The organism is Halopseudomonas aestusnigri (assembly GCF_002197985.1).
Taxonomy (GTDB): Bacteria; Pseudomonadota; Gammaproteobacteria; order Pseudomonadales; family Pseudomonadaceae; genus Halopseudomonas; species Halopseudomonas aestusnigri.
Window position 1 is genome coordinate 57,819 of sequence record NZ_NBYK01000013.1, and the last position, 14,874, is coordinate 72,692.

At 63.1% G+C, this 14,874-nt stretch carries 12 protein-coding genes; 2 read left to right on the forward strand and 10 right to left on the reverse strand.

Translation table 11 applies throughout. The features are described 5' to 3' along the window. Positions 1-14: 14 nt before the first annotated feature. The 7 genes from cydC to B7O88_RS15095 form a co-directional block, all read right to left on the reverse strand. Positions 15-1,649, reverse strand: a complete 1,635-nt coding sequence (gene cydC, locus B7O88_RS15065; RefSeq protein WP_088277131.1) for a thiol reductant ABC exporter subunit CydC — start codon at positions 1,647-1,649, stop codon at positions 15-17. Next, the gene (gene cydD / locus B7O88_RS15070; protein ID WP_200818473.1) at positions 1,642-3,372 is read right to left on the reverse strand and encodes a thiol reductant ABC exporter subunit CydD; all 1,731 of its coding nucleotides are present in this window, start codon (positions 3,370-3,372) and stop codon (positions 1,642-1,644) included. Before cydD ends, cydC begins: the two co-directional genes overlap by 8 nt. Continuing rightward, positions 3,344-3,457: a cytochrome bd-I oxidase subunit CydX gene (gene cydX / locus B7O88_RS15075; protein WP_083728321.1), complete on the reverse strand. Its 114-nt coding sequence runs from the start codon at positions 3,455-3,457 to the stop codon at positions 3,344-3,346. The genes cydD and cydX overlap by 29 nt, the downstream gene beginning before the upstream one ends. A gap of 15 nt (positions 3,458-3,472) precedes the next feature. Beyond that, positions 3,473-4,612 (reverse strand): cytochrome d ubiquinol oxidase subunit II, encoded by a 1,140-nt coding sequence (gene cydB / locus B7O88_RS15080; protein WP_172409678.1) that lies wholly within the window; start codon positions 4,610-4,612, stop codon positions 3,473-3,475. Beyond that, complete coding sequence (locus B7O88_RS15085) at positions 4,612-6,168, reverse strand: cytochrome ubiquinol oxidase subunit I (RefSeq protein WP_200818474.1); 1,557 nt, start codon at positions 6,166-6,168, stop codon at positions 4,612-4,614. The genes cydB and B7O88_RS15085 overlap by 1 nt, the downstream gene beginning before the upstream one ends. Positions 6,169-6,348: 180 nt before the next feature. Beyond that, entirely contained in the window at positions 6,349-7,056 is a 708-nt protein-coding gene (locus B7O88_RS15090; protein WP_088277137.1) for an LrgB family protein, read from the reverse strand. Between the two features lie 11 nt (positions 7,057-7,067). Next, positions 7,068-7,427, reverse strand: a complete 360-nt coding sequence (locus B7O88_RS15095; RefSeq protein ID WP_088277139.1) for a CidA/LrgA family protein — start codon at positions 7,425-7,427, stop codon at positions 7,068-7,070. A gap of 185 nt (positions 7,428-7,612) precedes the next feature. Here B7O88_RS15095 and B7O88_RS15100 point away from each other — a divergent pair, with 185 nt between their 5' ends. Together B7O88_RS15100 and B7O88_RS15105 are read left to right on the forward strand one after the other, a co-directional pair. After that, positions 7,613-10,138, forward strand: coding sequence for a bifunctional diguanylate cyclase/phosphodiesterase (locus tag B7O88_RS15100; protein ID WP_088277141.1), 2,526 nt, complete (start codon positions 7,613-7,615; stop codon positions 10,136-10,138). A gap of 157 nt (positions 10,139-10,295) precedes the next feature. Next, positions 10,296-11,072, forward strand: coding sequence for an outer membrane protein OmpK (locus B7O88_RS15105; RefSeq protein WP_088277143.1), 777 nt, complete (start codon positions 10,296-10,298; stop codon positions 11,070-11,072). A gap of 236 nt (positions 11,073-11,308) precedes the next feature. Here the strand turns inward: B7O88_RS15105 and B7O88_RS15110 are convergent, their stop codons facing one another. The 3 genes from B7O88_RS15110 to B7O88_RS15120 form a co-directional block, all read right to left on the reverse strand. Beyond that, positions 11,309-12,451, reverse strand: a complete 1,143-nt coding sequence (locus B7O88_RS15110) for an acyl-CoA dehydrogenase family protein (RefSeq protein ID WP_088277145.1) — start codon at positions 12,449-12,451, stop codon at positions 11,309-11,311. A gap of 12 nt (positions 12,452-12,463) precedes the next feature. Beyond that, on the reverse strand, positions 12,464-13,642 hold the full coding sequence (locus B7O88_RS15115) for an acyl-CoA dehydrogenase family protein (RefSeq protein WP_088277147.1): 1,179 nt from the start codon (positions 13,640-13,642) through the stop codon (positions 12,464-12,466). 115 nt (positions 13,643-13,757) lie between these two features. Then, positions 13,758-14,792: an AraC family transcriptional regulator gene (locus B7O88_RS15120; protein ID WP_088277149.1), complete on the reverse strand. Its 1,035-nt coding sequence runs from the start codon at positions 14,790-14,792 to the stop codon at positions 13,758-13,760. Positions 14,793-14,874: the final 82 nt, after the last annotated feature.

Consider the following 14,874-nt stretch of genomic DNA (forward strand, 5'->3'; position numbering starts at 1 on the left):
AATAGCCCCGGCCCTTAGCCAATACGCAGGTGGCGAGCCTCCGGAACCGCCACCTGCTGATGGCTGACAATAACGATAATGCCCTGCTCGCGCCGACGCAGCAGGGACGCCAGCACCCGCTCGCGGGTATCAAAATCCAGCCCGGCAAAGGGCTCATCCAGCAGCAGCAGGGGGCGCCTGGTCAGCAGCAGACGGGCCAGGGCAATACGCCGCGCCTGTCCACCGGAGACCTTGGCGCCAAACTCGCCCAGCGTGGTGTTCAGGCCATGCTTGCGCCCGCGGACCCAGTCCGCCAACGCGACATCGTCCAACACCTGCCAAAGCGCCTCGTCGGTAGCTTCGGGGTCTGCCAATCGCAGGTTCTGCGCCAGCGTCATATCGAAGATATCCAACTGCTGTGGCAGATAGCCTATCAGCTCACGCAAATCCCAATGCTCAAAGCCCTGACCGTTGATCAGCCGCTCCCCGCTGAACGCCAGCGGCTCGCCCGCCAGCACCTGCAGCAGGGTGCTCTTGCCGCCGCCGGACGGCCCTTCGATCAGCAGCACGTCGCCCTGTTGCAGGGCGATGGACACATTTTCCGGGCCGTTCAGCGCGCCGGGCATTCTGGCGCTAAGGCCAGACAGCACCAGGCTAAGTGACTGCTCAGGCAGCGCGGTTGCGGTGCCGGCAAGGTCGGTCTCGGCGGCGGTCAGCTGATTCAACCGATCCCGCGCCGCCTGGCTGAAGCCCAGCGAAATAAAGCTCGCTGCCAGCGGCAGCAGGGCTTCGGCCAGCCCCATTACCGACAGCAAGGCGGCCAGCAGCCAGGGCACCGACAACGCCCCCTGCTGCAACAGCGCATGCCCATGCCAGAGCACCGCAAGCAACGCCAGCGCCAGGCCCAGTTGCTGCCCCAGCGCCGTCAAACTCACCAGTTTCTGCTGTCGCAGGCGCTGCTGCAGCCAGGCATCATCCTGCTGCAGAAACGCAGCCTGCTGATCGTCCCAGCGCTGCCACAGCAGCAGGGAGGTCAGCAGCTGCAGACGGTCGAGCAGAAACTCGCGGCGCTGTTCGGCCAGTTCGGCATCACGACGGGCCAGGCGGGCAGCCAGCCGTCCACCGAGCATCGGTACCACCAGCCAGGCCAGCAGCAACCCCGGCAGCGCGGCAAGCGCCAGCGAGGTGTCGAGCAGCGCCAACCAGCCGAGCACCAGCAGCGTCAGTACCGATGCCCAGAACCAGGGCGCGACAAAGCGCAGCGGGAAAAAGTCGAGCAGATCGATATCGGCTACCAGCCGGTGCATGGCAATCGCCGAGCGCGCCGCCGGAATGAGCCGGCGCTGCCCTGCAACGCGGGCAAACAGGCGCGTACGCAGATCCTTGAGCAGGGCCAGTGCGGCGTTGTGCGAAGCCAGCCGTTCGGCGTAGCGGCCGGCAGTACGGACGATGGCGAAGAAGCGAATGATCGCCGCCGGACGAAAGTAGTCGAAACCGTAGGCCGCGACCGTCGCCAGCCCGGCCAGCGCCGCCGCGCTGATAAACCAGCCGGAGGTGGCCAGCAGGCCGATTGCCGACAACAGCGTCACCGCGCCGAGAAACAGCGCCAGACTCCACTGCCCGAGGCGACTGCGCAGCAGGGTCCGCAGACGAATGGGTTGCTCAGACATCGGCAGCCTCCAGGCGTTGCTCAGACTGGCCGAGCGTCACCACCCGGTCAGCCCAGTCCAGTCCCTGCAGATCGTGGCTGACCAGCAGCAGTGTGCGCCCCTGGCTCAGGCGCTCCAGCAGCGCATGGATCAACTCGGCGGTGTCCGCATCCAGGTGGGCCGTCGGCTCATCCAGCAGCCAGACCGGGGTATCGCGCAGCAGCAGCCGCGCCAGCGCCAGCCGGCTCAGCTGCCCGCCCGACAGCCCAAGCCCGCGCTCGCCCAGCTCGGTCTCCAGACCCTTGGGCAGTTGGCGAATCAGCGGCCAGAGCGCGACCTGCTCCAGCACCGCGATCAGCTCGGCGTCAGTGGCCGTGGGCGCGGCAAGGCGCAGATTATCGGCGATGCTGCCGTGCAGGATCGGTACCTGCTGGGCCAGATAACCAACGTGCCGCAGCCAGTCGGGTCGCGACAGGTCCAGCAGCGAGCGACCATTGATCAGCAGCTCACCCTGCCAGGGCACAAAGCCCAGCAGCGCTTCGAGCAGGCTGGACTTGCCGCTGCCGCTGGCGCCCTGCAGCACCACCCGCTCGGCCGGCTGCACACGCAGATCGAGCGGCGCCAGGCGACCCTCAATTGCCAGTTGATGACAGTCGATGCGCGGCGCGGCGCTGAGCCTCACCGGCTCACGCCCCGGGTGCGCCCACACCTGTTGATTGAGCAGCGGCAGCAACTCGGTCATCGCCCCTTCGGCTTCCGCCTTGGCGTGGTAATCCGCGCCGAGCTGACGCAACGGCGCATAGAACTCCGGCGCCAGCAGCAGAATGAACAACGCGCCCAGATAGGGAACCGGAATCTCACCCTTGGCCCAGGGTAAAATGCCAAGCAGGCCAAGCCCCAGGTAGAGCGCCACCAGCGCGATCGCCAATGAGGCAAACAACTCGAGCACCGCACCGGAGAGAAAGGCCATACGCAGCACCCGCATGGTACCGGCGCGGTAGTGTTCGGCGGCGGTTTCAACCCCAGCTTCGGCGGCGGGCAACGCGCCCAGATGGCGCAGCGTCCAGCTGCCGCGCAGCAGGTCACTGAAGCGCCCGCTCATCCGCGCCAGCGCAACGAACTGGCGCTGGCTGGCGGAGGCCGCGGCCTTGCCCAGCAAAATCATGAACACCGGAACCAGCGGTGCCGTCAGCAGCAACAGCACCGCCGCCAACGGGCTGAAAAGAGCGGTACAAACCACCAGCAGCAGCGGCACCAGCAACACCAGCTGACGCTGCACCCGGTAGCGGCTGATATAGCCGTCCAGCGCCTCGACCTGCTCCAGCAAACGGCTGCCGAGTTCCGCGTCGGCGCCCAGTTGCGCCCGCGCAGGCCCCAGCGCCGCCAGACGCTGCAACAAGGTGCGGCGCAGCTCGCCACGGGCGCGCAGGCTGGCCAATTGGCTGGCCTGCTCGCGGCCGTACTGCAGCAACGGCCGCAGGATCAGACAGAGCGCCAGCCAGGGCAACAGACTGCCCAGCAGCTGCGCCTGCGCCTCGCCCAGCCCGCCCTGCTGCCAGGCCACCAGCCAGCCGGAAAACAGCTGCGCCAGCAGCCAGCACTGCCAGACAAAAAGCCCCGCCGCCGCCAACGCGAACAGCAGGGCCAGATTGAGCAGGGAAGCCTGCGGTGCCAGCAGCCGGGTCAACCAGCCGCTGGCGGTACGCGAATCAATCTCAGTCGACTTGATCTTCTTCACCGACATAGCCATTGAGTTCCAACCACATGGCATTGACGATGCCGAAAGCACAGGCCAGCAGTACGCCGAGAATCCAGGTGAAATACCACATAGTCTTCTCCTTCCGTTAATACATGCTGTGAGTGTTGTCGCGAATGTGCTGCTCGTTCAGACGGCCGCGCATCACGAAGTAGCCCCAGGCGGTGTAACCAAGAATCAGCGGGACAAACACACAGGCCACGCAGAACATGATGAACAGCGTGGTTTCACTGGCGGTGGCATCCCACATGGTCAGACTGTGGTTGGGCATGCTCGAGGACGGCATCACGAAGGGGAACATGCTGATGCCGGTGGTGATCAGCACCATCGCCATCGCCAGCCCGGAGCTGACAAACGCCATCGCATGCGCCCGCGCCTTGCTGAACAGTGCGCAGAGCACGAAGCAGATCACCCCGAGCGCCGGAACAGCCCACAGCAGCGGCGCCTTGCCGTAATTGATAAACCAGGCACCGGACATGATCTCTACGGTCTTCTCGACGGTCCGGTTGCCACCGTTGGTGTCGATCACGCTGGTGACGATATAGCCATCAATGCCAACCCACAGCCAGACCCCGGCCATGACGAATACCACCGCACAGACCAGCGCCAGCAACGAGGAAATCGCCTCGGCACGAGCCTTGATCTGGCCTTCGGTCTTGAGCTGCAGATAGGTCGCACCGTGGTTGACGATCATCAGCAGACTCAGCACCCCGGCCAGCAGCGCAAAGGGGTTGAGCAGCGCCCAGAAGCTGCCGGTGTACTCCAGCCGCAGCAGGTCGTCGAAATGGAATGGCACGCCCTGCAGCAGGTTACCAAAGGCCACACCGAAGATCAGTGCAGGGATCGCCGAACCGGCGGTCAGCGCCCAGTCCCAACGGCTGCGCCACAGCTCATTATCGATCTTCGAGCGGTATTCAAATGCCAGCGGGCGCAGGAACAACGCAAACAGGGTCAGCATCATGGCGATATAGAAGCCGCTGAAGGAGGCGGCATAGACCGTTGGCCAGGCCGCAAACAGCGCGCCACCAGCGGTCACCAGCCAGACCTGGTTGCCATCCCAGTGCGGCGCGATCGAGTTGATCATCACCCGGCGTTCATCGTTGCTCTTGCCAATGATCTTCAGCAGCGAGGCAACACCCATGTCAAACCCGTCGGTGACCACAAAGCCAATCAGCAGAACCCCGATCAGCACCCACCAGATAAACCGTAACGCTTCGTAATCCATGATCAGGCCTCCTGTGCTTCGGCAGTTTCCAGGTCATAGCGACCGGTGTGCAGGCTCGACGGCCCCTTGCGCGCGTATTTGGTCATCAGCCAGATCTCGATGATCACGAAAATACTGTAGAGCACGGCGATCGAAATCAGGGTAAACAGCACATCGCCCGGGCTCAGCTGCGAGACAGCCAGGTGGGTCGGCAGGATTTCACCGATAGCCCAGGGCTGACGGCCGTACTCGGCGACGAACCAGCCCATTTCACTGGCAATCCATGGCAGCGGCAGGCTGAACACGGCAAACTTGAGCAGCCACTTGGGCTTGTCGACAGTGCGGCGTGCGCTATGCCAGAAGGCGCAGGCGAACAGCAGCAGCATCAGGAAGCCGCAGGCAACCATGACCCGGAAACTCCAGAACAGCGGCCAGACCTTCGGCACGGTCGCCTCGACCGCGTTGGCAATTTCTTCCGGCGTCGCGTTCAGCACATCATCGGTGTAGCCACTGAGCAGCAAACCAAAGCCCAGATCAACACGCACTTCGTTGAAGCGATCAACCGTGGCAGAGGACTTGTCTCCCGCGCGGATACGCTGCATCAGGTCATAGGCTTCCTGCCCGCGGATAATGCGCTGCAGGTTCTCCTCCTTGATCTGCTGCAGGCCCTTGACCTCTTCATCCAGCGAGCGGGTCGCAATCAGGCCGAGTACCGCCGGAATCTTCAGCGCGTAATCGGTGCGTTGCGTTTCCTCGTTGGGGATGCCGAACAGGGTAAAGGACGCCGGCGGCACCTGGGTTTCCCACTCGGCTTCCACCGCTGCCAGCTTGACCTGCTGTACCTCGCCGACTTCGTAACCGGACTCGTCACCCAGCACGATGACCGACAGCGCGCTGGCCAGGCCAAAGGCCGAGGCAATGGCGAAACTGCGGCGGGCAAAGGCCAGGTCGCGGCCCTTGAGCAGATAGTAGCTGGAGATCGCCAGCACGAAGATTGAACCAGTCACATAGCCGGCCGAGACAGTGTGAACGAACTTGACCTGAGCCACCGGGTTGAGCAGCACCTCGGCAAAATTGGTCAGCTCCATGCGCATGGTTTCGATGTTGAACTCCGACCCCACCGGGTGCTGCATCCAGCCGTTGGCGACCAGAATCCACAGCGCCGACAGGTTGGTACCCAGCGCCATCAGCCAGGTCACCGCCAGGTGCTTGACCTTGCTCATGCGCTCCCAGCCGAAGAAGAACAGACCGAACAGGGTCGACTCAAGGAAGAACGCCATCAGCGCTTCGATCGCCAGCGGCGCACCGAAGATATCGCCGACGTAATGGGAGTAATAGGACCAGTTGGTGCCGAACTGGAATTCCATTGCCAGGCCGGTGGTAACCCCCAGGGCGAAGTTGATACCGAACAGCTTGCCCCAGAACTGGGTCATGTCGCGGTAGATGGTCTTGCCGGTCATTACATAGACCGACTCCATGATCGCCAGCAAAAAAGCCATACCCAGCGTCAGGGGGACAAACAGGAAGTGAATCATCGCCGTCAAGGCGAACTGCATTCGGGAAAGCTCTACAATATCCATCTGCGTACTCCGCTCGGAGAAGTCATCGTCAGGCCAGTTCGGCACCGCAGGCAGGCCCGGTTATCCGAGCCTGCCGACACAGTGTGCCGCAATCATCGCTCCAGCGGCGATTGGGCGAATTGACGCACAGCAAACAGAACGCAGATTAGTCCAGAAAACTGCCGACAGCCGACGGTTTTCCTACCACATCATCCAGATGGATACCGCCAGCGGCAGCAACAGGGCCGTTGCCGTGCCCATCAGACTCATCGCCAGGGCAGCGAAGGCGCCGGCCTCCTCCCCCTCCTCCAGGGCCCGGGAGGTACCAACCGCGTGAGCGGTGAGGCCCATCGCCATGCCCCAGGCTGCCGGATGATCGACTCCGCACCAGCGCAGCAGCATCGGGCCGAAAATCGCGCCCAGTACGCCGGTAAACATCACGAATACCGCTGCCAGCGCGGCAACACCGCCGATCTGTTCAGCGACCAGCATGGCGATCGGCGAGGTCACCGACTTGGGTGCCAGCGTCATCATGATCATGTCCTCGGCGCCCAGCGCCCAGGCCAGCACGATGGCCAGAACGGTCGCAAAGGTCCCACCCACCAGCAGGCAGGTCAGCACCGGCACCAGGTAGCTGCGAATACGCTTGAGGTTCATGTACAACGGCACGGCGAGCGCCACGGTTGCCGGCCCCAGCAGCACCAGCAACGGCTGCACCGCGTCACGGTAATGCGGGTAATCCTCACCGGCCAGCCAGATCGCCAGCACCAGCATCGGGGTCGAGACCAGTACCGGGTGAAACAGCGCCAGCCGGGTGCGCTGATAGAGCGCGAGGCCGAATTGATATGCGGCCAGTGTCACTCCAACCCAGAACAGAGGATGGCCAAGAATCGCCTGCCAGGCCTGCATCAGCGTCCCGGTCACTGGCCGGCCCTCCGATCCTGTCGCTCAATCATCTTCTGCATCAGCCAGCCGCAGAACGGCAGGCTCAGCGCCAGCGACGCCCCCAGGGTCAGCAGAATCGCGGTAGCGTCCGCCAGGATTTCTGAGCCGTAGGCCATGATACCCACCGCCGGCGGCACCAGAATCAGCGGCAGATAGGTCAGCAGCCCGCTGGCCGCCAGGCTGATCGACTCGCTCACGCCGCCACGCAGGCTCAGATAGACCACCATCAGCAGCATGCCGATGATGGGGCCAGGGAGAAATGGCAACAGCAGGACATTGAGCCCGGTACCCAGCAACTGGAAGAACACCAGCCAGGTCATTCCACGTAAGAGCATTGATTTGAATCCAGCAGGACAGACACCCGGAAAGGGTAAACACTCCGCTGCGCAGTGCCTAGTACCGTGCGGCCTAAAACGCCCTTTTCGGGCAAATACCGACATGGATCAATGGATAATCGACAAGCGCCTGATAAAGTGCGTCACTTACTTTCCCACCCCGGATCAGTCGTTGTACCGAGGCCATGCCGATACCCCTGCGCCACCTGTGGCTGTTTTCCAGCCGTCACGCCAGCCACCGCCAGGGCCTTCGTCGCTCGGCGCTGCTGCTGGGTACCCTGTGCTTGGCAATGCTGCTGTTCGCTGTTGTGCCGCTCCCGGCACTACTCGGCCAGGCAGGCTACCTGCCGCTGCACATGCTGCTGGAGACGCTGGCGATCGTGGTCGCTGCGATGGTGTTCGCCATCAGCTGGGCCAGTTATCGGCGACTGCGGGCCGATACCCTGCTGAGCCTGGCCTGCGGTTTTGCCGGCGTGGCGATTCTCGATTTCAGCCACATGCTGTCATTCCAGGGCATGCCCGATTTCATTACTCCGGCGGACCCGGAAAAGGCGATCTCCTTCTGGCTGGCCGCCCGGGGCATGGCCGCCGGCACCCTGCTGTGGGTTGCACTGCGCCCATGGAAAGCCTCCGGCCGACCCTTTGAACGCTGGGCCATACTCGGCCTCAGCCTGTTCGCGGTTGCCGTGGTTCACATTACCGTTTTCGGCTATCAGGAACTGCTGCCTCGTACCTTTATCGAGGGTGTGGGACTGACCCTGTTCAAGGTGGGTTGCGAGTACCTGCTGATTGCCGTTCACCTGCTCACCGCCGTGTGTTTCTGGCGCAGCATGCGCCGCCCACAACCATTCAACATTGCCGCGCTGTTCTGCGCATCTCTGCTGATGGCCCTGGGCGAGCTGTGCTTCACTCTCTACGCCAGCGTTACCGACCAGTTCAACCTGCTCGGGCACCTGATCAAGGTGATTGCCTACTGGCAGCTGTACCGGGGCATCTTCGTTGAGGCGGTCGAACAGCCCTACGATCAGTTGGCCCGCTCCCGCGCCCAGCTGCAGGCCACCTTCGACGCCATTCCGGACATGCTGTTCGAGCTGGATGAACAGGAGCGCGTAGTCAACTGCCACTCTTCGGCCGACGCTCGGTTGCAGGTAGACCCGGCCAGGGTCATCGGCAAATCGGTTGCAGACCTGCTGTCTGACGACACGCTGGAGCATTGTCGGCAGACGATGGCCAGCGCCAGCGCGCAGGGCTACGCCCAGAGCCAGCCCTTCCTGTTCGAACAGGGCAGCCTGTCAATCTGGCTGCAGCTGTCGGTATCGGCGCGGCGCATCGGTCGCCACCTGACAGGGCATATCCTGCTGGTGCGTGACGTCAGCCAACTGAAGCAGCAGGAAGAGCGAATTCTCCATCTGGCCCATTTCGATACACTGACCGGCCTGCCCAATCGCACCCTGTTCCGCCAGCGGGTGACGCTGTCACTGGGTCTTGCCAGACGCCATCAGCAATCGGTGGCGTTACTGCTGATCGACCTTGACCACTTCAAACATATCAACGATACCCTTGGACACAACGCTGGCGATCAGTTGCTGTGTGCCGTCGCCGAACGGCTGCGCCCGCACCTGCGCAGCGAGGATACCCTGTCGCGCCAGGGCGGCGACGAGTTCATCATTGCGCTACCCGACATCGACTCCGATGGTGCGATGCACATGGCCAGCCGATTGCTTGAAAGCCTGACGCAACCGCTGCATTTCGACCATCACGTCACTACCACCAGCGCCTCTATCGGCATTGCCCTGTACCCGAACGACAGCGACGATCTGGACTGTCTCATCCAGCACGCCGATGCCGCCATGTACCTGGCCAAGCAGCGCGGTCGCAACAACGTGCAGTTCTACACGGCCGATCTGCAGGCGCGCATGTCCCGCCTGATGGAGCTGGAGAATGCCCTGCGTACCGCAATCGATCGACACGAGCTGGCACTGCATTATCAACCGCAGTGGGCACTGGTAGGCCAACGGCTGACCGGTTTTGAGGTGCTGCTGCGCTGGCAACATCCGGTACTGGGGCAGGTCTCTCCGGCCGAATTCATACCGGTCGCCGAAAGCAGCGGTCAGATCGGCCAGATTGGCGAATGGGTACTGCAGCAGGGCGTGGCTCAACTGGCACGCTGGCGCGCGCAGGGCTTCACCTCGATTACCCTGGCAATCAATCTGTCGGCCGCGCAGTTTCGCCGCACCGATCTGGCCACCCAGGTGGCTGACCTGCTGCTCCACCATCAGGTCCCGCCCGAACGCCTGGAGATGGAGCTGACCGAAGGAACAGCAATGGAAGACCCGATGCAGGCGCGCCAGCAGTTGACCAGCCTGCATCGCCTGGGCGTCAGGCTGGCGATCGACGACTTTGGTACCGGCTTCTCCTCGCTGGCTCAGCTGCGTCACTTCCCGGTCGACACGCTGAAGATCGATCGCAGCTTCGTACAGGACATTGACGTCGACCAGGGCAGCGCCGACATGGTACGCAGCATCATCCAGATGGCCCACAACCTGGGCATCAGCACCCTGGCAGAAGGGGTAGAAACAGCCCGACAGCTGTCACTGTTGGAGCGCCTTGAGTGCGAGGCCATCCAGGGCTACCTGTGGGGTCGGCCGCTGACCTGTGCCGACGCGCAGAAACTGCTGATCAACCAGAGCAAGGCCGTCCTGACGCCCTGACAGACGGCGCGGCAAAATGTAGCAACATGCCCATGAACCGCTGCTTCCGGACGCGTTTTGCTATACCATGCGCGCCGGATTACCGGCCCAACCAAGCTGTGCATTACCGGGCCACTGCGTTACACCCACAATGCCAATACGAAATGGAGCAACATCCATGAACAGCCTGACCCGCGCCGCACTGGGTAGCACCCTGATGCTGGCTAGCAGCCTTGCACACGCCTATCCCCTGCTGTGGCAGAACAACAGCATTACCTATCTGTACGGCACCGACTTCCAGGTTGATCCTGACACCCAGCAAACCGTGACCTTCGAGCACGCCAGCGGCTGGACCAAGGGTGACCTGTTCGCCTTCTTCGACACCATCCACTACAACGGTGGTACCAACAGCGAAGACCAGAACAGCAGCTACTACGGTGAAATCTCTCCGCGCCTGTCGCTGAGCAAGATCACAGGCCAGAGCTTTGCCTTCGGCCCGATCACCGACGTGCTGCTGGCCGGCACCTACGAGTTTGGCCGCAACGACCTCAAGAACTACCTGCTCGGCCCGGCCGTTGACCTGAGCATCCCCGGCTTCGACTACTTCCAGCTGAACACCTACTACCGCCATGCCAACAACGACGAAGGTGGCCGCGGTATCTGGCAGATCACTCCAGTCTGGGCCTACACCGTACCGGTGGGCAACTCCGACATCCTGATCGACGGCTTTATCGACTGGGTGGTCGATAACGACGGCGACAACTACCACGCAAACCTGCACATCAACCCGCAGGTCAAGTACGACCTGGGCAAGTCGCTGGGCTGGTCCGCCAAGCAGCTGTACACCGGTATCGAGTACGACTACTGGAAACACAAGTACGGCATCCCGAACGGCACCTTCGGACTGGATACCCACCAGAGTGCGACCAACCTGATCGTCAAGTTCCACTTCTGATCAGGACATAAAAAAACCGCGGCCAAGGCTGCGGTTTTTTTATGTGCGGCACCGGTAATGCCAACGGCCACGGCATGCCGTGGCCCTACGACGGTGAAGTTGCGCTCTTGCCGTAGGGACGCGACATGTCGCGTCCGACCGTGCCAGTGGTGCAGCCGCATACCTGAAGCGCGAGCGCTCTCCAGCATTCGCCGCGCCATCCGGTGGAAAAGCCTGCGGCTTTCTCCACCAAGAACTCAATACCCCCGCAGCGCCGCAAAGCGGTTGGCGTGGTAGCGGTAGTCGCCGAACAGCGTCTGCACACTGCGCGCGCGCTTCATGAACAGGCCGATATCAAACTCGTCGGTCATGCCCATGCCACCGTGCATCTGCACCGCTTCGTTGGTCGCCAACTCGGCCACTTCGCAGGCCTTGGCCTTGGCCAGACTGACCCACTGCGCTGCCTCGGCGTCACCGGCATCCAGCGCCATCTGCGCCTTCAGCACCGCCGACTTGACCAGCTCCAACTCGCTGAACAGATGCGCGCAACGATGCTGCAGTGCCTGGAAGGTGCTCAGGGTTACCCCGAACTGCTTACGCTCCTGCAGATAGGCAACGGTGCGCTCGAACACCTCCAGCGACAGGCCCAGCAGCTCGCCGGCCAGCTGTGCGTTGACCACATCCAGAGTCAGTTCCAGCGCAGCCCACGCATTGCCCGCTTCACCCAACAGATCACCAGAGGCGACCTTCACATTGTCAAAGCTCACAATCGCCGCATTGCGGCTGTCAGCCATGATGATGCGTTCGACATTGACGCCCGGCGCGTTGCGGTCCACCAGCAACAGGCTGATGCCGGCCTGATCGGCTTCGGCGCCCTCGCTGCGGGCGGAGACGATCAGCTTGTCGGCAACATGGCCGTCGACCACAAAGGTCTTGCGGCCGTTGAGCAGATACCCGCCATCAGCCACCTGCAGCCGGGTTGCTACCCGGTTCGGAGCGTGACGCGGCGCTTCATCAATCGCCAGCGCCAGCAGCAGGCTGCCCTCGGCGACCTGCGGCAGCAGCGCCTGCTGCTGTTCGCTGGAGCCCGCCAGCAGCAGCGCGGCCACACCGCCAATGGCGGTCGAGATCAAGGGGGAAGCGCTGAGGTTGCGGCCGGCCTGTTCGCTGACCTGGCCCATGCCGACGTAGCCGAACTGGGCACCACCGAGGGCTTCGGGGATCAGGGTACCGACAAAGCCCATCTCGACCATGCTCTGCCACAGCTCGCGGGAAAAGCCGGTTTCATCGCGGTTGTCGCGCAGCGCACGCAGCTGGCTGACCGGGGCGCTCTCGCTCAGAAAACGCTTGGCCGCGTCCTTGAGCATCTGTTGTTCTTCGTTAAGTACCAAAGCTGCCATGATGGTGTCCCCTTACTGAAGGCCGAGAATGTTGCGGGCGATGACGTTGAGCTGCACCTCGGTGGTGCCGCCCTCGATCGAGTTGCCCTTGGAGCGCAGCCAGTTACGGGCAATCGCGCCCTCGCGAGACGCCTCCCCTTCCCAGAGCAGACCGTCACTGCCATGCAGGGCGACCATCAGTTCCTGCCGACGCTTGTTCAGCTCGGTGCCGTAGTACTTGAGCATGGCCGAGGCCGCGCCCACGCCCTGACCGGCCTTGGCTTCATCCAGCACCCGCTCTGCGGTCAGCGCAAAGGCAGCCGCATCCAGATCCCAGGTCGCCAGCTCGCCGCGCAGCATGCCATCGGCCAGCTTGCCGTCTTCCAGCCCAACAGCATCCACCGCAATCTGCGGCAGTGTCTTCTGACCTGCAGCCGTGCGGCCCATGCCGCCAATCATTTCCCGCTCGTGGGTCAGCAGATACTTGGCGATGGTCCAGCCGGCGTTGATTTCGCCCACGACCTGGCTTTTCTCGACCCGTACGTTGTCGAGGAAGGTTTCACAGAACGGCGAACTGCCGGAAATCAGCTTGATCGGCCGGGTGCTGACGCCGGGAGTGGTCATGTCGAACAGCACCAGACTGATGCCCAGCTGCTTCTTGGCATCCGGGTTGGTGCGCACCAGACAGAACATCCAGTCGGCCTTGTCGGCGTAGGAGGTCCAGATCTTCTGGCCATTGACGATAAAGTGGTCGCCGTGGTCTTCGGCACGGGTCTGCAGGCCGGCCAGGTCGGAGCCGGCACCCGGCTCACTGTAGCCCTGACACCAGCGAATTTCACCGCGGACAATCGGCGGCAGATGCTGGCGCTTGAGCTCTTCAGACCCGACCTTGAGAATCGCCGGGCCGATCATCCAGACGCCGAAACTGGACAGCGGTGGGCGAGCGTTGATGCGCGCCATCTCTTCGCGCAGAACCTTGTGCTCCTGCTGGCTGAGTCCGCCGCCGCCATACTCGGTCGGCCAGTCGGGGGCAGTCCAGCCGCGCGCGGCCATGCGCTCGAGCCAGAGCTTCTGATCTTCGCTGGCAAAGGTGAATTTGCGTCCGCCCCAGCAGGCGTCGTTGTCCGCACGTTGCGGTGTACGCATGCTCTGCGGGCAATTTTCTTCCAGCCAGGCACGGGTCTGCTGGCGGAATACGTCCAGATCGGCCACGGGCATTCTCCTCGGTATGTTCGTGAAAGGTCCGGCAGCAAAGATACTCTGCCCGGCCCGCCGCGCGCGCAGAGCTTGACTGACCGAATGGTTACCCATTAACCAACGTGATGGATCAGCCCTCCCGGCTGCGCATGAACTGCTTCGGCGTCATCCCCTTCCAGCGCCGGAAGGCATGCACAAAATTGGACACCTCGCCGTAACCCAGACGCTGGGCGACCTCGTCGAGCGACAGGCCCGGCAGGCGCAGCAATTCCTCGGCCAGCGCCTCGCGGGTTTCCTCCTGCAGTTGGCGAAAACCGGTCTGCTCCTGGCCAAGGCGGCGGCGCAGCGTGCGCTCGGTCAAATGCAGCCGCGCCGCGACCGAGGTCATGTCCGGCAGAGCACTGCCCCCCTCAAGCAGCAACTCGCGCACCCGTCCGGCCAGACCATCACGCGCCCGGTAGCGCTGCAGCAACTGCCGACACTGCTGCTCGCAGGCCTGCCGAATCGCCGGGTTATCGCCGGGCAAACCGCGTGCCAGCAGTACCGGGTCCAGTTCCAGCAGGGTTTCCGCGGCATCGAACTGCGGGGTGCAGCCATAGGCCTCGGTGTAGGCACTTATCAGTGCATCCGGTGGCGCGGGCAGCGCCAGTCGAACCGATTTGAACGGCTGCCGCAGCCCGGTCAGCTCCCTGTGGATGCGGATAATGGCGGAGCTGTCACGCAGCAGCAGAAAGAACCGCAGACGCGGCTCGATCCAGCGATCATCAATGACCAGCCATCGGCGACCGGCGTCCTCGCGGGCCTGGATACGGCAGAAGGCAAAGGTCAGATCAAGGTAGCGCAGGCCCATTTCCAGCGCCTCGCCCAGCGACGCACTGCTGAGCAACGCATACCCCCAGATGCCGTAGCGGCTGAGCTGGTAGCGACGCCCGGCCAGCAGACCGAGCAGCGGCTGATCAGGCAGGTTGGCGAGCAGATTGCCGACCACCTGCAGCTCCTGGTCCGCGGTGACCTCGGCCTGTCCATCGGCCAGCGTCATCACATCCAGCCCGGTGTCCTGCAGGCACTGCGGAACCGTCAGGCCCAGCTCGGTACCCAGCTGGGTCATCAGTTGCACGCTGCCGATGTTGCGCAGGCGCGGCCAGGGAGGAGCAGTAGAGGTCATGGCGTGTCCGAAACTCACAATTTTTTGACCGACTATGCCATACCCGCGCCGTCAGGCAACACCTAATATGCTGACAACAGGA

Bases quoted from the DNA above. Each gene is read 5' to 3' on its own strand.
- cydC (WP_088277131.1), bottom strand. From the start codon at position 1,649: ATGTCTGAGCAACCCATTCGTCTGCGGACCCTGCTGCGCAGTCGCCTC.
- cydD (WP_200818473.1), bottom strand. From the start codon at position 3,372: ATGTCGGTGAAGAAGATCAAGTCGACTGAGATTGATTCGCGTACCGCC.
- cydX (WP_083728321.1), bottom strand. From the start codon at position 3,457: ATGTGGTATTTCACCTGGATTCTCGGCGTACTGCTGGCCTGTGCTTTC.
- B7O88_RS15085 (WP_200818474.1), bottom strand. From the start codon at position 6,168: ATGGATATTGTAGAGCTTTCCCGAATGCAGTTCGCCTTGACGGCGATG.
- B7O88_RS15090 (WP_088277137.1), bottom strand. From the start codon at position 7,056: ATGCAGGCCTGGCAGGCGATTCTTGGCCATCCTCTGTTCTGGGTTGGA.
- B7O88_RS15095 (WP_088277139.1), bottom strand. From the start codon at position 7,427: ATGCTCTTACGTGGAATGACCTGGCTGGTGTTCTTCCAGTTGCTGGGT.
- B7O88_RS15100 (WP_088277141.1), top strand. From the start codon at position 7,613: ATGCCGATACCCCTGCGCCACCTGTGGCTGTTTTCCAGCCGTCACGCC.
- B7O88_RS15105 (WP_088277143.1), top strand. From the start codon at position 10,296: ATGAACAGCCTGACCCGCGCCGCACTGGGTAGCACCCTGATGCTGGCT.
- B7O88_RS15110 (WP_088277145.1), bottom strand. From the start codon at position 12,451: ATGGCAGCTTTGGTACTTAACGAAGAACAACAGATGCTCAAGGACGCG.
- B7O88_RS15120 (WP_088277149.1), bottom strand. From the start codon at position 14,792: ATGACCTCTACTGCTCCTCCCTGGCCGCGCCTGCGCAACATCGGCAGC.